At 40.9% G+C, this 24,749-nt stretch carries 22 protein-coding genes; 5 read left to right on the forward strand and 17 right to left on the reverse strand.

Features of this window, described 5'->3' with window-relative positions:
- Positions 1-9 precede the first annotated feature (9 nt).
- From fkpB to murJ, 5 genes are all read right to left on the reverse strand, one after another.
- On the reverse strand, positions 10-444 hold the full coding sequence (gene fkpB / locus C9J46_RS10530) for an FKBP-type peptidyl-prolyl cis-trans isomerase (protein WP_045083744.1): 435 nt from the start codon (positions 442-444) through the stop codon (positions 10-12).
- 243 nt (positions 445-687) lie between these two features.
- Positions 688-1,209: a signal peptidase II gene (gene lspA / locus C9J46_RS10535; RefSeq protein WP_107207270.1), complete on the reverse strand. Its 522-nt coding sequence runs from the start codon at positions 1,207-1,209 to the stop codon at positions 688-690.
- On the reverse strand, positions 1,209-4,049 hold the full coding sequence (gene ileS / locus C9J46_RS10540) for an isoleucine--tRNA ligase (RefSeq protein WP_107290872.1): 2,841 nt from the start codon (positions 4,047-4,049) through the stop codon (positions 1,209-1,211). Before ileS ends, lspA begins: the two co-directional genes overlap by 1 nt.
- 5 nt (positions 4,050-4,054) lie before the next feature.
- Positions 4,055-5,017, reverse strand: coding sequence for a bifunctional riboflavin kinase/FAD synthetase (gene ribF, locus C9J46_RS10545; protein ID WP_105059524.1), 963 nt, complete (start codon positions 5,015-5,017; stop codon positions 4,055-4,057).
- A 155-nt stretch (positions 5,018-5,172) separates the two neighbouring features.
- Positions 5,173-6,732 (reverse strand): murein biosynthesis integral membrane protein MurJ, encoded by a 1,560-nt coding sequence (gene murJ, locus C9J46_RS10550; protein WP_107207268.1) that lies wholly within the window; start codon positions 6,730-6,732, stop codon positions 5,173-5,175.
- Positions 6,733-6,940: 208 nt separating this feature from the next.
- On the opposite strand from murJ, the gene rpsT reads away from it, so the two are divergent.
- The gene (gene rpsT, locus C9J46_RS10555) at positions 6,941-7,201 is read left to right on the forward strand and encodes a 30S ribosomal protein S20 (RefSeq protein ID WP_087845855.1); all 261 of its coding nucleotides are present in this window, start codon (positions 6,941-6,943) and stop codon (positions 7,199-7,201) included.
- A 140-nt stretch (positions 7,202-7,341) separates the two neighbouring features.
- Positions 7,342-7,968, forward strand: coding sequence for a DUF502 domain-containing protein (locus C9J46_RS10560; protein ID WP_107207267.1), 627 nt, complete (start codon positions 7,342-7,344; stop codon positions 7,966-7,968).
- A gap of 74 nt (positions 7,969-8,042) precedes the next feature.
- On the opposite strand, the gene nhaR is transcribed toward C9J46_RS10560, so the two are convergent.
- From nhaR to nhaA, 3 genes are all read right to left on the reverse strand, one after another.
- Positions 8,043-8,930, reverse strand: coding sequence for a transcriptional activator NhaR (gene nhaR / locus C9J46_RS10565; RefSeq protein WP_107207266.1), 888 nt, complete (start codon positions 8,928-8,930; stop codon positions 8,043-8,045).
- Positions 8,931-9,036: 106 nt separating this feature from the next.
- On the reverse strand, positions 9,037-9,291 hold the full coding sequence (locus C9J46_RS10570) for a hypothetical protein (RefSeq protein ID WP_107207265.1): 255 nt from the start codon (positions 9,289-9,291) through the stop codon (positions 9,037-9,039).
- A gap of 1 nt (position 9,292) precedes the next feature.
- A complete protein-coding gene (gene nhaA, locus C9J46_RS10575; protein WP_107207264.1) occupies positions 9,293-10,462 on the reverse strand; it encodes a Na+/H+ antiporter NhaA in 1,170 nt (389 codons plus the stop codon).
- Positions 10,463-10,982: 520 nt separating this feature from the next.
- On the opposite strand from nhaA, the gene C9J46_RS10580 reads away from it, so the two are divergent.
- On the forward strand, positions 10,983-12,125 hold the full coding sequence (locus C9J46_RS10580; RefSeq protein WP_107207263.1) for a Na/Pi symporter: 1,143 nt from the start codon (positions 10,983-10,985) through the stop codon (positions 12,123-12,125).
- A 99-nt stretch (positions 12,126-12,224) separates the two neighbouring features.
- On the opposite strand, the gene C9J46_RS10585 is transcribed toward C9J46_RS10580, so the two are convergent.
- The 4 genes from C9J46_RS10585 to rppH form a co-directional block, all read right to left on the reverse strand.
- The gene (locus C9J46_RS10585) at positions 12,225-13,076 is read right to left on the reverse strand and encodes a thymidylate synthase (RefSeq protein WP_107260515.1); all 852 of its coding nucleotides are present in this window, start codon (positions 13,074-13,076) and stop codon (positions 12,225-12,227) included.
- 89 nt (positions 13,077-13,165) lie between these two features.
- Positions 13,166-13,969, reverse strand: a complete 804-nt coding sequence (locus C9J46_RS10590) for a sulfite exporter TauE/SafE family protein (RefSeq protein ID WP_107207261.1) — start codon at positions 13,967-13,969, stop codon at positions 13,166-13,168.
- Between the two features lie 27 nt (positions 13,970-13,996).
- Positions 13,997-16,243 (reverse strand): phosphoenolpyruvate--protein phosphotransferase, encoded by a 2,247-nt coding sequence (gene ptsP / locus C9J46_RS10595; protein WP_107207260.1) that lies wholly within the window; start codon positions 16,241-16,243, stop codon positions 13,997-13,999.
- 59 nt (positions 16,244-16,302) lie between these two features.
- The gene (gene rppH / locus C9J46_RS10600) at positions 16,303-16,821 is read right to left on the reverse strand and encodes an RNA pyrophosphohydrolase (protein WP_005369648.1); all 519 of its coding nucleotides are present in this window, start codon (positions 16,819-16,821) and stop codon (positions 16,303-16,305) included.
- A 622-nt stretch (positions 16,822-17,443) separates the two neighbouring features.
- Here rppH and mutH point away from each other — a divergent pair.
- Positions 17,444-18,124: a DNA mismatch repair endonuclease MutH gene (mutH, locus tag C9J46_RS10605; protein WP_107207259.1), complete on the forward strand. Its 681-nt coding sequence runs from the start codon at positions 17,444-17,446 to the stop codon at positions 18,122-18,124.
- A gap of 26 nt (positions 18,125-18,150) precedes the next feature.
- On the opposite strand, the gene C9J46_RS10610 is transcribed toward mutH, so the two are convergent.
- On the reverse strand, positions 18,151-18,453 hold the full coding sequence (locus C9J46_RS10610; RefSeq protein WP_107287480.1) for a DUF6482 family protein: 303 nt from the start codon (positions 18,451-18,453) through the stop codon (positions 18,151-18,153).
- A gap of 164 nt (positions 18,454-18,617) precedes the next feature.
- Here C9J46_RS10610 and C9J46_RS10615 point away from each other — a divergent pair, with 164 nt between their 5' ends.
- On the forward strand, positions 18,618-19,652 hold the full coding sequence (locus tag C9J46_RS10615) for an NADP(H)-dependent aldo-keto reductase (protein WP_107207257.1): 1,035 nt from the start codon (positions 18,618-18,620) through the stop codon (positions 19,650-19,652).
- Positions 19,653-19,710: 58 nt separating this feature from the next.
- On the opposite strand, the gene C9J46_RS10620 is transcribed toward C9J46_RS10615, so the two are convergent.
- The 4 genes from C9J46_RS10620 to prfB all read right to left on the reverse strand — a co-directional run bounded on the left by C9J46_RS10620 (position 19,711) and on the right by prfB (position 24,586).
- Positions 19,711-19,953, reverse strand: coding sequence for a hypothetical protein (locus C9J46_RS10620; protein WP_107207256.1), 243 nt, complete (start codon positions 19,951-19,953; stop codon positions 19,711-19,713).
- A 338-nt stretch (positions 19,954-20,291) separates the two neighbouring features.
- On the reverse strand, positions 20,292-21,611 hold the full coding sequence (locus C9J46_RS10625) for a sigma-54 dependent transcriptional regulator (RefSeq protein ID WP_107207255.1): 1,320 nt from the start codon (positions 21,609-21,611) through the stop codon (positions 20,292-20,294).
- 338 nt (positions 21,612-21,949) lie between these two features.
- A complete protein-coding gene (lysS, locus tag C9J46_RS10630) occupies positions 21,950-23,455 on the reverse strand; it encodes a lysine--tRNA ligase (protein WP_005369658.1) in 1,506 nt (501 codons plus the stop codon).
- Between the two features lie 32 nt (positions 23,456-23,487).
- Positions 23,488-24,586, reverse strand: a protein-coding gene (prfB, locus tag C9J46_RS10635; RefSeq protein ID WP_105059510.1) for a peptide chain release factor 2 whose coding sequence is annotated in 2 segments (ribosomal slippage) — positions 23,488-24,510 and positions 24,512-24,586 — 1,098 coding nt in all. Because the reading frame shifts where the segments join, the coding sequence is not laid out codon by codon here.
- Between the last annotated feature and the right edge of the window lie 163 nt (positions 24,587-24,749).

The following is a 24,749-nucleotide window of genomic DNA, read 5'->3' on the forward strand; positions in this document are numbered from 1 at the left end:
CAATTGCTCTTAACTTTCAATGGAGACAACCTCCACCTCAAAGGTGACAGCTTGCCCTGCAAGTGGATGATTGAAATCAACAGTAACAGAGTCACCCACAACGGCTGTAATTATTCCGGGAATATCATGTCCATCGGGACCTGCAAAGGCGATAATGTTGCCCACTTCAGCAGGAGCATCAGCACCAAATTTAGCTAAATCAAGATGGTGGATATTATCGGGGTTAGGTAAACCAAATGCATCTTCTGGCGATAGTTCAAATGTACCTTTTTCACCAATAGTTAACCCTAATAAACACTTTTCAAAATTGTCAGTTAAACTGCCATCTCCCATCCGAAACATTGCAGGTTTACCTGCGGCATAAGTAGATTCAGCAACCGATCCATCATCAAGTTTAATGGCAAAATGCATCAGCACTTCGCTGTTATCTTTAATCACCGACATAGCACATCCTTTTGTATGATCGCTTATTGATCTAACAACAAGTCGCTCATTTTATTTTAATGTTCCCATTTAACAATAAACCATCGTGCGTATCAACGGACAGGCACTAAGGTTTTACATTTGTACCACTTGATTTGTTAAATCAAGAATAAGACGTCAATATGCACAGATAAAAAAACGCAGCTCATAAAATGAACTGCGTTTAATATTGACGTGTTATTAATACCAGTTAAAGGTAACTAATTACGACTTAGCTTGCTTGTCTGATTTAAAACCATCAAGTATCAACAAAGCCGCACCGACACATATTGCACTATCAGCAATATTAAATGCAGGCCAATGGTAGCTACCATAGTAAAGGTCTAGAAAATCAACCACAAAACCATGATAGATACGATCAAATAAGTTACCTAATGCGCCACCAATAATTAATGCATAAGCAATATTAGCGATTTTATTTGTCGCAGGTGTACGACGCATCCAGTACATTAATAAGCCACAAACACCAAAGGCAATAGCTGCAAATAACCAACGCTGCCAACCACTTGCGTCACTTAAAAAACTAAACGCTGCACCGGTATTGTGCACATAAAGTAAATTAAAAAACGGCAGTACTTCGATCCGGTTTGGCCAGCCATAGCCCATCGTGTCCATCACTAACAGTTTGGTACCATTATCGATGATAAATACCAGAACCGCTAACCATAGCCAACGGATGCCAGATTGTTTAACTGTTAGCGATTGCTTCAGTGCTGTACTTGTCATTATGCAAACTTTCTCTTTTCGCCTTCGCCATCGATGTTAGTTGCACAGCGACCACAAATTTCTTCATGACCTGCAATTGTGCCAACATCAGCAACATGGTGCCAACAACGCTCACACTTCGCTGCTTCAGATGCTTTAACCGTTACGAATAAACCTTCAATATCGGTTTCTTGCGCATTTTCAGGCTTACTATCAGCAACAACAACTTGAGCTTTAGATGTTAATAGAACAAAACGTAGTTCGTCTTCTAACTTATTCAGCTTCTCAGCCAATTTAGCATTAGCAGAAAGAATAACCTCAGCCTGTAGTGAGCCACCGATCACTTTTTCACTACGCGCCGTTTCAAGTAACTTGTTCACCGCGCCACGAACTTGTTGGATTTCAGCCCAGAATTCATTGCTTAGCTCTTCGTTATCAGCAAGACCAAATAGACCATCGAACCACTCACCAGTAAACACGAACTTGTCACGCTGACCTGGCATTTCGTTCCAAATTTCATCTGCTGTGAATGACATGATAGGTGCCATCCAACGAACTAATGCCTCTACAATGTAGTAAAGCGCAGTCTGACAGCTACGTTGAGCATGGCTTCCACGTTTTGCTGTGTATTGACGATCTTTGATTACATCTAAGTAGAATGAACCCATCTCAATAGAACAGAACTGCATTAAGCGTTGTGTTACTGCGTGTAGGTTGTAATCTTCGTAATCTTTGATAATTTCTTCTTGAGCTGCCATTGCACGACCAACAGCCCAACGATCAAGAGCTACCATTTCTTCAGCTGGAACACAGTCAGTTTCAGGGTTGAAACCGCTTAAATTAGCTAAGAAGAAACGTGCCGTGTTACGAATACGACGGTAAGCATCGGCAGAGCGCTTTAAGATCTCATCAGATACAGCCACTTCGCCAGTGTAATCAGTCGAAGCAACCCATAGACGTAAAATATCAGCACCAAGCTTATTCGTGACATCTTTTGGTGCAACGACATTACCGATAGATTTAGACATCTTACGGCCTTGACCATCAACCACGAAGCCGTGAGTTAACACTTGCTTGTACGGTGCTTTATCTTTCATCGCTACCGATGAAATCAATGAAGACTGGAACCAACCGCGGTGTTGGTCTGAACCTTCAAGGTAAAGATCCGCTGAATGACCGTTAAATTCTGGACGGCTATCAACCACTGAGAAATGCGTAACACCTGAGTCAAACCATACGTCTAGTGTATCGAGTACTTTTTCGTAATTTGCGGCATCTTCTGCGCTCATTACATCAGTCAATTCTAGATCCCACCAAGCTTGAATGCCTTTTTGCTCAACAAGCTGTGCTACTTTTTCAATTAGCTCAGAGGTTTGAGGGTGAAGTTCTTGCGTTTCTTTATGGATAAATAGTGCAATTGGCACGCCCCACGTACGCTGACGCGAGATACACCACTCAGGACGACCTTCGATCATACCTTCAATACGGCTTTGACCCCACTCAGGCATCCATTGAACATTTTTGATTTCGCCCAATGCTTTCGTACGTAGACCTGCTTTGTCCATAGAAATGAACCATTGCGGCGTAGCACGGAAGATAATAGGCGTTTTATGACGCCAGCAGTGTGGGTAGCTGTGTGTGATTTTTGAGAAATTCAATAGTGAGCCGTGCTCACGTAGTACTTCAACAACAGCTTCATTTGCTTTAAATACGTGTTGACCAGCAAAGATCTCAGTATCTGGTAGGTAAACACCATTACTGCCCACAGGGTTTGCAATTTCAAGATTGTATTTTTGACCTACCACGAAGTCTTCTTGGCCGTGACCAGGGGCGGTATGTACACAACCTGTACCTGATTCAGTCGTTACGTGATCACCTAAAATTACTGGCACATCAAAGCTGTAGAATGGGTGGTTAAAGCGAAGTAGCTCAAGCTCTTCACCTTTACAGAAACCCAGGATTTCTGATTCTTCAAAACCAACACGACCCATTACATCTTTTACAAGCTCTGCCGCTACGATTAAACGTTGCGGCTGAGGATGTGCTTCTGTAACTGGTGTTTGTACTAATGCGTAATCAAGATCAGCACTTACAGCTACTGCACGGTTAGCAGGCATTGTCCAAGGCGTTGTTGTCCAAATAACAATCGATACATCGCCTTGACCTTGATCAGCCACACAACCAAATTTAGCTAATACAGCCGCTTCATCTACCGCTTTAAATTTCACATCGATAGATAGAGATACTTTATCTTGGTATTCAACTTCAGCTTCAGCCAGTGCTGAACCACAGTCAGTACACCAGTGAACAGGTTTAAACCCCTTCAACAAGTGATCGTTATCTGCAATTTTACCTAATGCACGAATAATGTTGGCTTCGGTATCGAAGTCCATTGTGCGGTAAGGCTTGTCCCATTCACCTAGTACACCTAAACGAATGAAACTTTCTTTTTGACCATTAACTTGACCTGCAGCATATTCACGACACTTTTCACGGAATTCAGCTGCTGTCACTTTTTGACCCGGCTTACCCACTTTTTTCTCTACCATCAATTCGATAGGTAGACCGTGACAGTCCCAACCAGGGATATACGGTGAGTCAAAACCAGACAGAGTCTTTGACTTAATAATAATGTCTTTAAGAATCTTGTTTAGTGCGTGACCAATGTGAATATCACCGTTAGCGTATGGAGGGCCATCGTGTAATACGAAAGATTTTTTACCTTTCTTTGCTTTACGGATTTCACCGTAAAGATCTTCATCATACCAACGCTTAAGCATTGCAGGCTCACGCTGAGCTAGGTTGCCTCGCATCGGAAACCCTGTTTCAGGCAGGTTCAGGGTATCTTTATAGTCGCTCATTGATTCTAGATTCCGTTACTTGGGCGAAGTTGGACATTATTACGCTCAGACAGCCACACCCGTGCTGTTTGAGCATCTCGCTCGATTTGGCGTTTAAGCGCATCGAAGGATTCAAATTTCTTTTCGTCACGCAATTTATGGCGTAACACGACTTCTAGCTGATGTCCGTAGAGATCAGCATTAAAATCAAATAAGTGTACTTCAAGTTGTTGGCGTACACCTTTTACGGTTGGTCGATGACCAACATTAGCCACCCCCATCACAGGGCGACTATCTGCACCATACACTTCAACAGCATAAACACCAGCTACCGGCGCTACACGTCGCTTTAAAGGTATATTGGCGGTAGGGAAATTAATAGTTCGACCGAGCTTGCGTCCGTGTGAGACACGTCCGCGAATACTGTAAGGCCGACCAAGCATCATCTCCGCTTGTTCAAGTTCGTTATTTGCCAGTGCTTGACGAATGGCAGTGCTGCTTACACGCTGCTCCGAAACACAAAAGCTTTGGGTACTTACCACCTCAAAGCCATGTTTTAGACCAGCGGCAACTAACATATCAAAACTGCCACTACGACCTTGTCCAAAGCGAAAATCATCGCCAATAACAAGAAACTTAACACCCAATTGCTTAACCAACAAGCACTCAACGAAATCTTCAGCACTCATGGTAGCAAAATGATGATTAAAATTTACGCACAATAAACGATCGATACCGACCTTTTTTAGCTGTAAATATTTATCTCTAAAACGGGTTAAGCGTGCTGGCGCTTTATCTCCTGCGAACAATTCTAACGGCTGAGGCTCAAATGTCATTACCGTTGCGGAAAGTTGCATCGCATGGGCTTTAGCTACCACTTGACGTAGCAATGCTTGATGCCCTAAATGAACACCATCAAAGTTGCCGATAGTCAACACACAGCCATGATGCTGGGGTTGAATATTATGTATACCTCGAATTAATTCCATGTGCTCTGTTACTTACCACTCATCAATGTTTACACGCAAAAAGATGCAACCAATTAAAATCCGCCTTTAAGCTAATAACTCCGCCGCTATTGCTGCGAAAAATGTTCTCTTTCTACAATAAAGCTGGCGGATTATATACTACTCAACGCTTTCAATCAGCTATCTGTACGCAGATGTCGTGGGCGAATGCCTAAAATCATCGCAATTATTAGATAAACACCAATGCCTATTGCAATTAAACCAAACAACCAGCCGACACGTTCGAGCAAATGAAAACCCAACCACTGTTCAATTGTAGGGCTTAACCATAACAAGCTTGCCACCATTAAAACACCAGCCACAGCAAGTCGCAGAACAAAAAATAACGTTTGACGGCTAATGCGATAAATATTGCCAACATGCAGCCCACGGTATAGTAATGCAGCATTTAAAAATGCCGATAATACACTAGCGATAGATAAACCAACATAACCATAAAATGGTGCAAATATACCGTTAAACACCATATTGCTCACCATCGCAATAATGCCAATTTTCACCGGTGTTTTTGTATCTTGTCGTGCGTAATAACCTGGCGCGAAGATTTTTATTAGCATGTAATTTAATAAACCGGCAGATACAACCCATAGCGATGCTGCGGTTTGGTTTACATCATAAACGCTAAATTCCCCACGCATAAACATTACCATCAACATTGGTTTAGCCAGTGTGACCATCCCCAGCATGGCTGGAATACCAAGCAGTAGCACCATTCTTACGCCCCAGTCCATTGTCTGAGCAAATTGTTCTGGCGATTTATCAACGTGTTTACGTGAAAGCGCGGGTAATATTACCGTCGCTATTGCAATACCAAATAAACCCAGAGGAAATTCTAATAAACGATCAGAGTAATACAACCAACTGATTGAGCCCGTCATTAAGAAACTAGCAATGAAGGTATCAAGCAATAAGTTAATTTGGGTAACAGAAACACCAAACAGCGCTGGCAACATCAGTTTGCGAATTTTTGTCACACCCGGATCATTCCAACCCCATTTAGGGCGAACTAAATATCCTTCGCGATACAAAAATGGCAATTGGAAGCTAAACTGCACTAAGCCACCAACGAAAACACCGATAGCTAAACCAATCTCTGGTTGAGCCAGATGTGGAGAAACAAACCACGCACAACCAATAATAGAGATGTTTAAAAAAACAGGGGTAAATGACGATATCGCAAATTTACCTAACGTATTTAATATCGCGCCAGATAATGCAACAAAAGTAATAAACCACAAATACGGGAAAGTAATTTTTAGCAGTAAACTCGCTAGTTCAAATTTTTCCGCATCAGCCCCGCCATGTAGCCAATCCCAGAACCAACCAAATCCGAATAACGCCGTCACAGCGCCGGAGCCTAACACCCCAAACAATGTCACTATCGTTACAATGCCGCCTAGCGTTCCTGCCGCTTTTGCAATCAACTCTCGTGTTCGATCAACATCGCCTGCCGCATGATATTCAGTCAATACAGGTACAAATGCTTGCGAAAAAGCCCCTTCGGCAAAAAGGCGACGTAAAAAGTTGGGAATTTTATTTGCAAAGAAAAAAACATCGGCCGCAGCCCCTGCTCCCATAAGGTTAGCAACCACCACATCTCGGACTAAACCGAGTACGCGAGAGACCAAAGTCATGGCGCTAACTATCATTCCAGAGCGTAAAAGACGCTTACTCACAAAAAAACCTCATAAAAGATGACTCAGAAAGGTGACTTCTGATTCCAAATACTGGTAAAATCTGCCGCCATATTAACCGTGTTAATCCGCAAGTGCCAACTTGATTGGTCTGGCGGTTATTCGCACAAATCATTTGACAATTACAAAGAACCAAGGCATAGTCCTCGGCCTTAAATTGTCACCGTACCAAGATTTGGGAGTTACACCCTTGGCAAATATCAAATCTGCTAAGAAACGTGCACTAACTTCAGAAAAACGTCGCCAGCACAACGCTAGCCGTCGTTCTATGATGCGCACTTTCTTCAAGAAAGTAATTATCGCTATTGAAGCTGGTAATAAAGAAGCTGCAACACAAGCTTTCGCTGAAATGCAACCTGTTATGGATCGCATGGCTACTAAAGGCCTGATCCACAAAAACAAAGCTGCACGTCATAAAGCTCGTCTAGCTGCTAAAATCAAAGCTCTTTAATTTTTAATTTTTGAGTTTAGATTTAAAAAAACCGACCTCGAGTCGGTTTTTTTATACCTGAAATTTATATTCCTCTGACTCTCAGCTGCTATTTTTGTGGCACACTGTCTTCTCATTCTTATCTTCATTAAGAGCAAAACATGAAAAAAACGTTGTTACGAGGTTTGCTCAACGTCCTACCTTTAGTCTTGAGCATATGGCTATTTTGGTCATTATTTGAGTCATTAGACAAAGTCGGTAACTTTTTATTTGGTTTATTCCATATAACTGAGTTATTCAAAGGCGCAGGATTTTTATTGATCCTGACTTTATTATTTATTGCTGGTCTTCTTTTCTCTGTTAGCCCTATTGCTTGGCTGTATGATTTCATTATTCGACAATTAATGCGTTTTCCGTTCTTTAAAACGGTATACAGCAGCATCAATGACATTGCCTCACTCATCAGCAGCGATAATAAAAATAAAGGGCAGCAGACGGTTTTAGTGCATCAAGCCAATGATAGTTATGTAATCGGCTTTATTATGTCTGACGACATGCCAGAACCGCTCGCTAATGCGCTCCCTGAGGGGGATTGGGTTCCTGTATTATTCCCACTAAGCTATCAAATTGCTGGAGTGACAACCTTGGTTAAGCGTGAAGACTTGACACTTGTTGATTGGTCCTTCGAAGAAGCGATGCGCTACAATCTAACAGCAGGGATCTCTACACCCAAAGGAAAAAATGATAAAAACACCAAAGAAGAAACAGACACGCTTTCTGATAGCTGATAAATAAGCCCCTCATAAGCGCGCTATCCATCAGCCTGCAACTTTAGTAGCCTCATAAATGGGTATGAGGCTACTTAAACAAATAACCGACTAAAATCCGCCTCACAGATACGCGTGACCGATGGATGCATAATCATCCGTTCCGCAAAAATCACATAATACTCTTCTGAAATATCACTCACTCGTTTAACCTCATGCACTTGGCACGATTCCTTTAACTCATCAGCATAATTAGAGGGAGCAATAAACATAGATTGTTGATAAGATGAAAACGCTTTCATCAGAGCTGAATCATCAAATTCACCTAAAATATTAGGTGTGATCCCTTGTTGATCAAACCATTGGTGCAGTTTTCTCCCCATCGCAGAGCGGCGGCTTGGCACTAACAATTTATAATCTTCAATACATGCGGGAAACGTCGATTCTGATAGTTTATCTGAGCAGAAAAAGCTCATTCCAGACTCCCCTAATTTCTTGCTGTATAAACCAGGGCTTTGGGTTGAATCTACGGGGCAATCAGAAAGGATCATATCGAGCTTATGCTGGGATAATTGTTCTAACAACATCTCATGGGTTGATTCAAAACAGCTAAAATGAATTCGCTGATCATCAGGCATGCCTTCTAATAACACTTGGCTAACTAACCGTTTAGACAACGCATCAGCAACCCCTACTTCAAAAAGCTGATTATCTCGCTGGGTATAGTTGATCCGATCTAGCATTTGATAACTTAAATCAAACATTTTATCGGCATACTTAAACACCATTTGTCCTAATTCAGTTGGCTCAATCTGACGCCCTACGCGCTTAGTTAATCGCCCTTTTAAACGATCTTCTAAAGCACGGATCTGCCCAGTAACTGTCTGTGGTGCCAAAAATAAAGCATCCGCTGCTTTGGTCACAGATCCTTGTTTACACACCATCCAAAAATAATATAAGTGATTATAGTTTAAGTGAGACATACCCTTACCAACCCATAAAAAAACCCCAACGACAAAGCTTACGCAGTGCCACTGGGGTCTTCAATCTTTATCTTATTATTTCTAATAAGCGCGTAATAGAAACCTATTAACTCGCAGGTTGACGATTAAATCGTTCAAGATTGCGATATAGCTCACCGCTTCGCTGCTCAAGTGCTCGATCTTGGAAAGATGATTTAGAGGTGATTACTTTTTTTACCTCTTCTTTCCCATCATTTAAACCTTGCAAATAAGCCTGACAAACCTCAGTTCTATCAGCCGTTGTACATTGTTGATAGTTCATAGCTGCAACACTTGAGGTTGCGAAAGTTGAAAACAGTATAGCTAATAGGTATTTATACATATTACGCCTCTACTTTTTGTGCTTCCTTTGGAAGAGAGCGACTCAGTAACACGTAACCCACAACTGCCGCTACTGTTGAGCCTAACAATATTCCTAATCGTGAGTAAGTTGCAAAACTTTCACCTGCCCCAACAAATGCTAATGATGAGATGAAAATCGACATCGTAAAGCCGATACCACACAGTACCGATACCGCAAAAATATGCTTAAAGTTAATATCATCAGGTAATTTCGCAAAACCACATTTCACAGCGATAATACATGCAGTAAAGATACCTAATGGTTTACCAATAAACAGACCTGCTGCGATACCTGCAGGTAACATTGCTGACAAACTTTCTAAAGACACGCCATCTAATGAGATCCCTGCATTAGCGAAAGCAAAGATAGGCAGAATCAAGAAAGCAACATACGGGTGTAGTACATGCTCTAAATGCTTCAATGGTGAGTGTTTATCTGAACGACCATCTTTGCCCGTTAGTGGAATAGTAAAACCAAGGATAACACCAGCTAACGTAGCGTGAACGCCTGATTGCAATACACTGAACCACAAAATAGCACCGACAATTAAGTACCAAGAAAGCTTAGTAACATTCTTCGCATTCATGATGAACAAGGTCGCAGTAGCAACAAAAGCAACCGCAAGAGCAACCGTTGATAGATCAGAGCTATAGAACAGCGCGATAATGATAATCACACCTAAATCATCAATAATCGCAAGTGCAAGCAAGAATACTTTCAAGCTTACCGGTACACGATTACCCAGTAGTGCCATCACACCTAATGCAAATGCGATATCTGTCGCAGCAGGGATTGCCCAACCTTTAATAGCCATTGGATCATTATAGTTAAACGCAACATAAATTAATGCAGGTGCAACCATACCGCCCACTGCCGCAATAGCAGGGAAAATCGCTTTCTCTTTAGTATTTAGTGCTCCTTCAATTAGCTCACGCTTTACTTCTAAGCCAATAAGCAAAAAGAAAACAGCCATTAAACCATCATTGATCCAATGAGAAACAGATAAGCCAGCAACATAACTGTGCAATGTATCGGTATACACTGATGCTAGCGGTGAATTAGCAATGATCATCGCAATAAGCGCAGCAATAATCAGCACAATTCCACCAGCTGATTCTAATTTAAGAAACTTACGAATAGCATCGGTCATCGACCGTCACTCCTATAAAACAATATGAATTAATCAATTAAATGCAGTGTAAACGTCATTATCAGCACTTGTGAAATCGTTTGTTTAGATACAATAACTCGGAAATACCGAATAATTAGAGCTATAACAATATAATAACCGTGCTGTATTAACGAACCTTTGACATTAGCGCGCATTTCCCTGTCATGTGCTTCCCTATTAAATATAGGCAAACTGTCATAATTGACCGATTTTTACGACTTATCGTAAAAAAAGACAACCTTTCGATATACCATATAAAAAAAAAACTTAAATTTCCTTTTTCACCAAAAGCCTCTTAATAATCTATATATAACAGATAGTTAATCATATAAAAACAAAAATAAAATAGTGCCAGTTAATCGCTTGCCATCACAAAAAAGCGACAAATTATGTTTGTGACAATCAGTGTAATATTTCTGAAATAAAAGCCATCTACTATCCACACAGATTTCAACCAAATGACACCAAAACGACATACTATTGTCATGGAGAAATGATTATGACAACCCAAGCCACTACTGCTGTATCTAAGTTCAGCTCTATGCGTTGGGTCCGCTGGGCCAACCTAGCGTTCATGCTTTATCTTTTACTTGTTGCTGTATCCATGATCAGCAGCGGTTTTAAATGGTCTGTTGGCGAACAAGCTAAAACCTTATTCGAATTTGCCTCTCACCCTGTAGCAGGACTCATGATTGGCTTAATCGCAACAGCATTAATTCAGTCATCAAGTACGGTAACGTCAATCATTGTTGGTCTTGTTGCCGGTGGTTTGCCTGTTGAAACAGCAATCCCAATGGTAATGGGTGCAAATATTGGTACTACACTAACTAATACGTTAGTGAGCTTAGGACATGCGCGTTGTAAGGATGAATTCCGTCGTGCTTTTGCCAGTGCAACCGTCCATGATTTCTTCAACCTACTAGCTGTAGCAATTTTCTTGCCACTAGAGATGATGTTTGGTCTGCTAGATAAAATGTCTAGTTGGTTAGTGTCTCCATTCTTAAATGCTGGCGATATGAGCATGAAGGGAATGGACTTTATGAAGCCATTAACTAAACCTGCAGTAGAGCTAGTAAAAGGTCCTCTAGAAGCATTTGGTTCTATGGGTGGTGTCGCGCTTAGCTTCATTGGTATCGCATTAATCTTCTTCGCGATTACGGTTATGGGTAAGCTAATGCGTAGCCTAATGGTTGGTCGTGCTCGTGATATTCTAAAAAGTGCAATTGGTCGAGGCCCACTGCATGGTATTGCGTCAGGTACAGCAGTAACGATTTTAGTGCAATCGTCATCAACAACAACAAGTTTGATGGTACCGCTAGTAGGTACAGGTGTACTAAAAGTACGTGATGTATACCCATTCACACTTGGTGCAAACATCGGTACATGTATTACTGCGCTATTAGCAGCAACAGCAGTATCAGGTGATAACGCAGTATTTGCATTACAGATTGCACTGGTACACTTATGTTTCAATGTAATGGCAACAGTACTGATTTACGGTGTTCCATTCTTACGTGAAATTCCGTTAAAGTGCGCATTCTTCTTAAGTGACTTAGCAACTAAAAACAAAGTAGCTGTCGCAGGTTACCTTGTCTTAATATTCATTGCTATCCCAGGTACAATTTTAGCATTAACTGCTTAATTAATACTGCGCAACAAAAAAGCCCAGCTTATGCTGGGCTTTTTATTTATTTCTTATCACTTTGATTATATTTACTTTTTCATATATGTTTTTATGAGTTCAAACAGAGAATGGGTATTGAATCGGATCGTGATGCTCATAACCCACCACGTCAAAATCATCTAGCGTTACCCATGTTTCTAAATCTTCTAATGATTTGATCTTCGGGTTGATTTTAAGTTGTGGTGAAGAAAATGGAGTACGCTTTAATTGCACATCACGCATAAGCTCTAGTTGATCTTCGTAGATATGTGCGTTGATAATTTTATGGTAAGCCTGACCCGCTTTATTACCTGTTATTTGCGCCATTAACGCTAGCAAGGTAAACACTTGTACTTGGTTGAAGTTTAACCCTAGCGGTACATCACATGAGCGTTGATAGCTCGTTAAATATAACGTATCACCCAGTAGTGAAAATGTATGTGTATGCATACAAGGACGCAGACACCCCATATCAAACTCACCTGGGTTATAAAACGTTAATATTTCACCGCGATTATCAATACCTTTGGTTAAATCATCGACAATCATCTTTAATTGATCAATTGGCGTACCGTCTGATTTTTGCCAACGACGACCTTGAACACCATAAACACGCCCCATGTCATCTTCACCTTTACGATAAGGATTGTTCAGCCATGCTTGGTTATCATTGGCATTAGCATTCCAAGTGTTACAACCAATCGCACGAAATTGCGCGGCATTATCATAGCCACGTAAGTAGCCGAGAAGCTCTGCAATTGCTGCTTTCCAGAAACTTTTACGAGTAGTGATCAACGGAAACTGATTATTAGCAACATCATAAGTCAGATCAGCATTGATAACCGTTAAACAACGCTTACCTGTACGTTCATTTTCAATCCATACACCGTCATCAACAATGCGTTGGCATAAGGCTAAATATTGTTTCATAGTCCTACTCGTAAATTGAATACGCCCAGCAAAAGCTAGGCGCGAAAATTAGTAATCGTTATTCTATCAGAAGCCTGTTGGCCTTACTGTTAACTTAAAAACATTTTTATACTGATCAATAACAATAACACCGCAAATAGCTTTTTCAGTGTCGGGGTCGGTAGTCGACTCACTAACGCCGCGCCGTAACGAGTTGCGATCATCGATGTTGCAGCAATACCGAATAAAGCTGGTAGATATACATAACCTGCACTAAACGCTGGTAACGCTTCACTGCCAACACCTGCGTAAATAAAGCCAATCATTCCAGAAACAGCAATTAAGAAACCAACGAGCGAAGAGGTACCGATGGCACGTCGCATCTCAATACCATAATAACTTAAATACGGTACTGTTAATGATCCTCCACCAATGCCAGCAAGACTTGAGATCAAACCAATGATGCCACCACTTGCTATACATGCGAGTGAGTTTGGCAGAGGCTTCTTGTTTATCACTTTCATTGAGAGCAACATCTGAATTGCTAAGCATAATACGATGACAGCAAAAATTTTAGGTAAGTAATGTGAAGGGATGATCTCAGCAACAACACTCCCTCCCAATCCACCAACAATGATCCCTGGCGCTAATATTTTCACCACTGAAAAATCAATATTTCCAAGCTTAAAGTGATTACGGGCTGAGGCCATTGACGTCATAACAATACTGGCAAGTGAGGTCGCTAACGCAATATGCATCACAAGATGCGATGCAATGCCGGCTTTCGGTAATAACCAAACTAGAGCAGGTACAACCAATAAGCCTCCGCCAATGCCTAATAAACCAGCCAATAATCCGACGACAGATCCCAATAGCAAACACATGCTAAATAGCCAAAGTGTTGTTTCATACATAATACGTAACCAATATAAAAAAGTGTTCTACTTACCCGCGCGGATAAACCCACCTAAACCATGCTGCTCGACAAATAACGTTGTTCTCTCTCTTACTTCACAAGATAAATGTACCGCGAGAACATCATCCGCCAATTGCGTCATATCAAGTGCTGACACATGACGTAATATATATTTTATTTTGGCTACATTACGGGTATTCATACTCAATGATCGATACCCCATTCCGACTAATAAAATTGCACCTATCGGATCTCCTGCTAATTCACCACAAACGCAAACTGGAATTTGGTACCGCTCTGCACTATCGATAATATGTTTTAACGCATTTAAAACAGCAGGATGAAGCGCATCATAAACACTGGCGACCCGAGAGTTATTACGATCCACGGCAAGCAAATATTGAGTTAAATCATTACTACCCACTGAAATAAAATCAACTTTATCGGCTAACGCATGGAGCTGATAAAGCATTGACGGTACTTCAATCATGATACCTAAGCGAGGTTTTCTTAATTCACCATCATATTGAGCTGACACTTCCTGATAGGCGCGCTCAATTAATATTTTGGCTTCATCAAGCTCAGCTATCCCTGAGATCATAGGGAGCAAGATGTCCATATTATTCAAGCCAATACTGGCACGTAACATCGCTCTGACTTGAATTAAAAAAATTTCGGGATGATCTAAGGTAAAACGGATCCCACGCCAACCCAAAAAAGGATTGTCTTCTTCTATCGTTAAATACGGTAACGGCTTATCGCCTCCAATATCGAGCGTTCGCATCACAACGGTTTGCTCGGGATAGGTCTGCAAAATAGAACGATATTGGTTAATTTGTTCATCTTCTGAAGGGAAGCTACGTTGCAGTAAAAAAGGCACTTCAGTGCGATATAAGCCGACCCCGTCGACCCCTTTATTAATCGCAATACTGGTATCGGCACTTAAACCCGCATTTAAGTGCACCATGATCCGTTGATTATCTTTGGTATAGGCTTCTTTATCCTGATCACCTTCAACGGTTTTGGCTAGTTCATGCTCTTCCCGCAATAAACGACGATACTCAATTAATACATGACGATTAGGGTTAACAAGAAAGTCACCACGATAACCATCAACAATAACTAAATTGTTATGTACCATATGAGGAACAAAGTCGACCCCCATAATAGCAGGGATACCGAGTGCTCTAGACAAAATAGCAGCATGTGAGTTAGCGGCACCTTCTTGAGCAACAACCGCAGCTAACTTTCCTAAAGGGACTGTTGCAAGCATTGCTGCAGTTAACTCTCGAGTTAATAGCACCACAGGTTCATCCCACTGCAACTCATCGACTTCTTCATCACGTAAAAAGAACAATAAGCGCTGGCCTAACTCGCGAATATCTTGTGCACGCTCTTTAAGGTATTGATCTTTCATATTCGCAAAACGAGCGGAATAAGATTCGACCACTTGACGCACTGCCCATTCAGCCTGATCACCACAAGCAACCCGGGCTTTCAGATCTTTGCGCAGCATAGGATCATTGAGTAAATGACTGAATAAATCAAAAATGGCGAGGGTTTCTTTTTGCAGTTCACTATCAAAACGTTTGCGTAAACGTCGAAACTCTGTACTGGCCGCTTCTATCGCAATAGCTAAACGTTCTTGCTCAAAATTCACATCAAGGCAAGACGTGGGAGCAACATGCTCTAATAGCGGTTGGGTATCGTCCCACCATGCTTTAGCAACAGCAACACCAGCAGAAGCCGCAGATCCAGTAAGGTGTAATTTATTCCCTTGCTCAAACCACATTCCTTGTGCTTTCGCGTGAGCCAAAATACCTGATAATTGAGCGGCAAGGGTAACTAAGAAAGATTCTTCACTTTCATTAAATTCCCGCTTTTCTCGTTGCTGTATAACAAGAACACCAAGAACTTGGCGCTGATGAATGATAGGAGTCCCAAAAAAAGATCGAAAGGATTCTTCTCCGATCCCCGGGAGATGTTTGAAATGGGGGTGTACACGAGCATCAGCAACATTAACAAGCTCAGCACTACGCCCTACAAGGCCAACTAGACCTTGATTAAAGCGTAAACTTACACGCCGCTGCGATTTATGCAGCCCTTGCGTTGCCATCAATGTATAAAGCTGACGCTCATGATTAGCAATATAGACCGAACAACAGTCTGTTTTCATGACCTGACAAGTGCTCATCACTAATTGATCTAGCGCTTCAATCAAGGTCTGGGCGCTGACAACCTTGTCAACTATATCTCTAAGCTGTGTCAGCATAACGAGCCTTATTATCCTTCTATATTGCCAATAACCTCTATATTACTGTATTACCTTATTTACTTTTTATTATTACGCTTGAATTTTCGCTCTTTCCATTCTTTAAAAGGCATGGCTACAGGTGCAAATTCTTTCAGTGCGCGACGGTAAACATCACGCTTAAACGAAACGACCTGTCGGACTGGATACCAATAACTTACCCATCGCCACCCATCAAATTCAGGAGTAGCACCTCGCTGCATATTGACCTTGGACTCATCGCACTCCAAGCTCAACAAAAACCATTTCTGTTTCTGCCCGATACAAACAGGTTTCGAATCCCACCGCACTAAACGTTTAGGTAATTTATAACGTAGCCAATGACGGCTTGACGCAATTATCCTGACATCTTTTTTGGTTAATCCTACTTCTTCGTACAATTCACGGAACATGGCTTGCTCTGGTGTTTCACCATCATCAATACCACCTTGCGGAAACTGCCAAGAATGTTGTCCATATCGTCGAGCCCAAAATACCTGGCCATGGCTATTGCAGATAACGATCCCTACATTAGGGCGGTATCCATCGCCATCAATCACTGGACGACCTCAAGTATAAATATCTATTAATAGTGATTTTTTCATAGTAGACGTGATCGGTAAACAAAGATTCGATCAGATCGTGATATTTTCCTAACTAAACCTCAAATTAGGGATAACTCCTCTCTCTACTAGAGGTTATAAACATCTAAATGAGACATTCCCCACATTTATTCACTCTTTCTGTGGATAGATTTGTGCAGAAGATAAAAAAACCTCGGTTTTATATGTAATTATCATTTGATAAATAGCAATGAAACGTCAAAAGATAAAACGAAAAACACATAAAAATCAAAATATTAAAATCAATAAAGATACATAATAAATTTTAAAAAATAGAATATTCACATCTCAAAAAAACGATCGGTTAAAGATCAATCAATTCTGACTTTATCCACACCATACAATAAAAATGATCGAACACAAGATAATCAAGATGAATAAAACACCAACTCAAGCCTGTCTATTTAAACAGTTAGCATCAAAATAAATATTTAATAAAAATAATCTGTGGATATCTTTTAAAATGATCCTTTTCTCTAGATTTATCCATTCAAACAGGAAAAAGCTATGTTATGATCTTGACTCTTCTTATTTTAGATCATGATCATCGCGTAGCACTATGCCAAAGCCTGAGCAACCATCCCCCCCTCTCACTGAACACGAACTCCTCTATCGAGCCCAACAACTAGCAGGGTTAACGCTTGGAGAACTAGCCGATCTTGCTGGCATTATTCCACCTGCAGATCTAAAAAGAGATAAAGGATGGGTTGGGCAGCTGTTGGAGTGGCATTTAGGTGCAACAGCGGGAAGTAAGCCCGTTCCTGACTTTATCGATCTTGGGATTGAACTTAAAACGATCCCTATTGGCTATAATGGCAAACCATTAGAAACCACATTTGTCTGTGTCGCCCCTTTAATTGGAGTACAAGGATTACGATGGGAAACCAGTCATATTCGTCATAAGCTCTCACGGGTATTATGGATCCCTGTCGAAGGTGAACGTGATATTCCCTTAGCAGAACGCCATGTTGGATCACCGTTAATATGGAGTCCATCGATAGACGAAGATGCGCAGTTAAAACAAGACTGGGAAGAGTTAATGGATATGATCGTACTCGGCCAAGTCGAACACATCACAGCACGCCATGGCGAGGTACTGCAATTACGACCCAAAGCGGCAAATAGCAAAGTACTCACAGAAGCTTACGGCGCAAATGGACAGCCTATCAAAACCTTACCTCGTGGTTTTTATTTAAAAACACACTTCACGGCAGAAATTTTAGCTCGATACTTTATTTAAGCTATGTGCTGCGTTAAACCGCGGGACTAAAAATGCAACACCATATCTTCTTCACAAGCAGTCGTGAGCCCTTCCGGTAAGAATTCATCATAGGGATCAGTTAAACGTAACGTCATATTACTGATCCCAATAGATTTCAATAATACCTGCGCCTGCTCAATCGTCTTAAAATGCAGTAAGTTATCTTGCTCATCTTTAAGTGGCTGTAACTGATGCTTATATTCAATTTCCATCAGATAATCAGAATATCCCGCATAACAGGTTAATACACAATGTGGGATCTTATTCGGTGATGCTTTAAGCCACGGCTTTAATTGAGATAGCTTCATTGTTTATCTACACTAAAAAAATAAAAGATCTAACATTAACTATGTGTCAGTTTTCTCCTCCTATCAAGTTCGTAATATAATATTCATTTCATATTTAATGCACTTCTCAGTCCAAACGCTTCAAGCTATAGTCAAATAAAAGACATTAATGGCAAGGACAGCGAATGAAATACCATACGATCCCGCATTCTAGTTTAGAGATCAGTAAGATCTGCCTCGGTACCATGACCTTTGGTGAACAAAATAATCAGGATGAAGCCCATAGCCAATTAGATTTCGCCTTTGAGCATGGCGTCAACTTCATTGATACTGCGGAAATGTATCCCGTCCCGCCGAATGCTAATACCCAAGGTTTAACAGAAAGTTATATTGGTAATTGGCTAGAAAAAACACAATTACGAGATAGAGTTGTGATTGCAACAAAAGTGGCAGGCCCCCGTAATGTGCCTTATATTCGTGACAATATGTCGCTTAATCGACGTCATATTCATGATGCGGTGAATGATAGTTTAATACGCTTAAAAACCGATTATATCGATCTCTACCAGCTGCACTGGCCTCAACGGCAAACCAATTGTTTTGGTAAGTTAAACTACCATTATGAAGAAGATCATTGTGGTGTTACGTTAATTGAAACACTAGAGGCATTAAGTGAGTTAGTCACAGCAGGAAAAATCAGATATATCGGCGTCTCCAATGAAACCCCTTGGGGAGTCATGTCTTATCTGCAGCTCGCAGAAAAACACAATTTACCAAGAATCGTATCCATTCAAAATCCCTACAATTTACTTAACCGTAGTTTTGAAGTAGGACTTTCTGAAATTAGCCATCATGAAGGTGTAGAGCTACTCGCCTATTCCCCGTTAGCTTTTGGCGCATTAAGCGGTAAATATTTAAATAATGCCAAGCCTAAAGGGGCGCGATGCACTGAGTTTCCTCGCTTTTCACGCTATTTTAATCAGCAAGGAATTCAAGCCACACAAGCTTATATTGATGTCGCTAATAAGCACGGACTTGATCCCGTCCAAATGGCACTCGCGTTTGTTAACCAACGTCCTTTTGTTGCGGCAAATATCATCGGTGCCACTACACTAGAGCAGTTAGAAAACAATATAAACAGTATTGATCTCATGCTTTCTGAAGAAGTTATGACAGATTTAGAGCGAGTTGGTATTCAATACTCAAACCCTTGCCCTTAGTGTTTGAGTATTACGTAACGGTTGGCCAGCAAGTAAAAATACTTGCTGGCCTTACTCCTTACGTGTTGTGTCTAAATCTTAATGTTCGTCTGAGATGACGAACTTTACGCTCGGCATGAACAAGATGACTCAATGCAATACGTCCATCACTTTCAACCCCCACATCGCGCATTAAGTGAGGGGAAAGAACAGGTAAATAGACACTGACTCGGCGTTGCTGATGTCGCCATAACGCCTCTTCTCGTTTCACATCTTGTTGGATTAAAAAAATAGCAAATCGGATATACACAGACTGGCGCATAATGACATTCTCCTTGGCTTTAAATTAAGATTCACACTCTAACCATGTCGCTGTTCTTTGCTAAAGGATCGGACATTTTCAAATTGGAAAGATATGCTTAAAACCAATACTAACGAATCATTAACATATAACAAGTAAATTTATGCCATCAATGTAACTGCATGTTTTTATGCTATAAGACTCTACTTTTATTCGCTATAGACTAATTTAAAACCAATATTTTCATGAAATATCAGCAGAAACATTTATGTAGTATTGGTAGAGAGAATGATATTTAGATCTAAAAAAACAGCCACCTTGCAGTCGCTGTTGTATTAATCAATCAACGTTAAATGATATTAACCTTGGCGGAAACAACGAGGAGGTGGGATCAAATCATGTTTATTCAGCAATCGATACATAGTGGCGCGAGATACACCTAATTCTCTCGCTGCTGCAGAGATTTGACCTTTGTTATTTTCTAATACTGTTAATAATGCCGTTCGTTCCGATTCTTCACGAATTTTCTTTAAACTTTGCTTATCTTCAGTCACTCGGGGAATGTCTAAATGCTCCGCTTCTATACACTTAGTTTCAACCAGTAATACAGAACGCTTGATTTGACTAATTAATTCACGGACATTGCCAGGCCATTGATATTGAAGCAACATCGCTTTGGCTTGTTCAGAAAACGTCTTAACAACACTATTATATTGCCTAGCATATTTTAAGAGTAAAAACTCTGCTAGTAATACAATATCCCCGCCTCTTTCACGTAAAGCAGGTACCGTTAGTGACACCACATTTAATCTAAAATACAGATCACGGGTTAATGTATCTAACTCTGATAGATCTTCAAAATTGTGACTACTGGTGGCTATAAAACGGATATCTAACGTTAAAATACTGCCATCAGGATGATAATAGACACCATCACTGAGTATTTTCAGTACTTCTTTTTTTCGATCATCTGCAAGTAAAGTAAACTCATTAAGTACTAACACACCGTTATTGGCATAATCGAGATAAGAATTTTGTCCAACCTCATTTATCCACCCGGCTTGTAAATTTTCACAATTAACACGTACTAGCGGCTTTTTGGCTCGAACCGAAGCTTGATGTAAGGCTTCTGCTACTACTAATTTTCCAGTACCAATTTCACCACTGATTAAAACAGGTACATCACTTAATGCAACACGCTTAACTTGATCACGAAGTTTCTTCATCACTGGCGTATTGCCTTGCAAGCCTTGTTGCCCAAACTGGCCTAACTGAGGCCAAACTTGACGTTCTAATGCTAGCATTCCACTTTGGTGACCAATGGTTTGCTTTAGTCGCTCACAAGGAACAGGAGTAGAAAAATAATCTAAGCAAAAATTCACAATTAATTGACTTATTGCTTCATTATTTAATTGTTCATCACGCACAATCGCTATCCAGCGTACTTGCTTATTACGATTCACAAGTGCGGCTAAGCTATGTAAACTGAAATCATCATTACTTAGATCTACAACACCTACACAGGGGCCCATTTCTAACAATAAAGATTCTGCTGCGCGTAAATCATAACAACGGTGACATGACCACCCAGCCGCCTCCATTGATGGAAGCCACTTTTGATTTACTCCGCCAAAGACAACAATTGAATTCGCTGCCCCGATCTTATTTCGTTTATCCATCCCTAATCGCCCTTGATAACGTTATTACGTAGCACGACTGTTGTTTTAATGTGTATTAATAGTAACCGCACCAAATACTTAACAATACTATATGTACGCCACACCAGTGAGCAACATGTTTACTATTAAATTCAAAGTATGCATCTATTTTTTATCTTAAAAGTTACATTTTATCGAAATACATCACAATCTTAATGAATTATTCTAAAAATCACATTCATTTTTAATGCAACAAATTAAAAAATAGCACCATTAAATATAAGGAAATGGTTATTCAGTTTTGTTTTTAGCAAAAAAAACCACCGCTTAGCGGTGGTTTTTTATATCAGAGCTTAGAACTAGTTGCTTTGAGGACGCATTGCTGGGAATAGGATCACGTCACGGATTGTGTGTGTATTGGTAAATAACATCACTAGGCGATCGATACCAATACCTTGACCCGCTGTCGGTGGTAAGCCGTGCTCTAGCGCAGTAATGTAATCTGCATCGTAGTACATTGCTTCATCATCACCCGCATCTTTAGCATCAACCTGCGCTTTGAAGCGTTGATCTTGATCTTGTGCATCGTTAAGCTCAGAGAAACCATTCGCTACTTCACGACCACCGATAAAGAATTCAAAACGATCTGTAATGAATGGATTTTCATCGTTACGACGAGCAAGTGGAGAAATATCTGCTGGGTACTCAGTAATGAAGGTCGGTTGCATCAGTTGAGGTTCAGCGGTTTCACCGAAGATCTCTTCTAGCAACTGACCACAAGTCCAGAAATCTTCAACATCAACGTGTACAGACTTAGCAATCTTCACCATTAGCTCACGATCAGCAACGCCTTCGTAAGTTAATGCTTGGATCTCTGCGTGCTCTGGGTTGTACTGCTTGATAGCATCTAGCATGCTCATACGTGTGTATGGACCTGCAAATTCAACTTCAAACTCACCGTATGGCATTTTAGAAGAACCAAGAACGTCAATCGCAATGCTGCTTAGCATTTCTTCTGTCAGATCCATCAGATCGTTGTAATCTGCGTACGCCATGTAGAATTCCATCATGGTGAATTCAGGGTTATGACGAGGAGATAGACCTTCGTTACGGAAGTTACGGTTGATTTCGAATACACGCTCAAAACCACCAACCACTAGACGCTTAAGGTAAAGCTCTGGTGCAACGCGTAAGTACATATCGATATCGAGTGCGTTATGGTGTGTGATAAATGGGCGTGCTGTTGCACCACCTGGGATCACATGCATCATTGGTGTTTCAACTTCCATGAAGCCTTTCGTTACCATGAAGCTACGGATCGCAGATACCACTTTTGAACGAACCACAAAAGCATGACGTGAATCATCGTTAACGATAAGATCAACGTAACGCTGACGGTAACGCATTTCTTGGTCAGTTAAGCCATGGAATTTTTCAGGTAAAGGACGCAGTGCTTTTGTTAGCAGCTCGTACTCATCCATATTCACGTAAAGATCACCTTTACCTGACTTATGAAGAGCACCTTTAATACCGATAATGTCACCGATATCTAAGCCTGAATACTTCTCTTTTAGCTCTTTCTGCACATCTTTTGATGCGTAAGCTTGAATACGACCAGATACATCTTGAATAGCTAAGAAAGGACCACGCTTAGCCATAATACGACCCGCGATTGCAAATACATGACCCGCTTCTTCAAGCTCTTCTTTGGTCATTTCACCGTATTTTGCATTGAGATCTGCCGCTAAGCTATCGCGACGGAAATCATTGGGGTGGCCATTTGCTTTGCAGTTTTCGCGGATCATATCTAATTTAGCGCGACGCTCAGCAATCAGCTTATTCTCATCTTGTAATTGATCAGTCATGGGGTAACCCTTAAATTTTTACCGGAATTCGGTTAAAGACCTGATTTCAGGCTTGCTTCTATAAAACGGTCTAAATCACCGTCCAGTACTGCTTGGGTGTTACGATTTTCCACCCCAGTACGTAAATCTTTAATGCGGGAGTCATCTAATACGTATGAACGAATTTGACTACCCCAACCAATGTCGGATTTGGTATCTTCACTGGCTTGCTTTTCAGCATTTTGCTTCTGCATTTCATATTCAAACAATTTCGCTTTTAACTGCTTCATTGCCTGATCTTTGTTTTTATGCTGAGAGCGATCGTTCTGACACTGCACCACAATGTTAGTTGGAAGGTGGGTAATACGTACCGCAGATTCCGTGGTGTTAACGTGCTGACCACCCGCGCCTGATGCACGGTATACGTCAATACGTAGATCTGATGGGTTAATATCAATCACGATATTGTCATCAATTTCAGGATAAACGAATGCTGAAGCAAAAGAAGTATGACGACGACCACCTGAATCAAACGGTGACTTACGCACTAAACGGTGAACACCTGTTTCAGTACGTAACCAGCCATAAGCATACTCGCCACTGATTCGAACGGTAACCGATTTCAGACCGGCAACATCACCATCAGAGATTTCAATGATTTCGGTTTTAAAACCTTTGGCATCAGCCCAACGCAAATACATGCGTAGCATCATTGAAGTCCAATCTTGTGCTTCTGTACCACCTGAACCTGCTTGAAGGTCAAGGTAACAATCAGACGCATCGTGATCGCCTGCAAACATACGACGAAATTCCAACTTAGCTAACTTAGCTTCAAGCTCAGCTAACTCAGGTTCAATCTCATCAAATGTTTCTTGATCGTTTTCTTCCACCGCCAGCTCTAATAAACCTTCAACGTCTTCAACGCCTTGATCTAGTAAGTCAATGGTTTCAACTACCGCTTCCAGTGATGCACGCTCTTTACCTAACGCTTGTGCGCGATCAGGTTCATTCCATACATCTGGTTGCTCTAATTCTGCGTTTACCTCTTCTAGACGCTCTTTCTTAGCATCGTAGTCAAAGGTACCCCCTAAGGGTATCAGTACGTGCTGACACATCCTCAAGTCGGTTTTTAATAGGATTAATCTCGAACATTGCCACTCTTCATTGTCGAAATGGACATAACCGAAAGATTCTATCGAATTGTAGATAGAATATACAGAGGGAGAGAAAGGTTATAAGAAAATTAATAATAAAATGGCGAGATTCTAGGCTTAATCAGCCTTGAAAACCTCGCCACTAAGATATTCGTTATCAA

The sequence above is a fragment of the Photobacterium sp. GB-36 genome, from assembly GCF_003026135.1.
Classification (GTDB): domain Bacteria; phylum Pseudomonadota; class Gammaproteobacteria; order Enterobacterales; family Vibrionaceae; genus Photobacterium.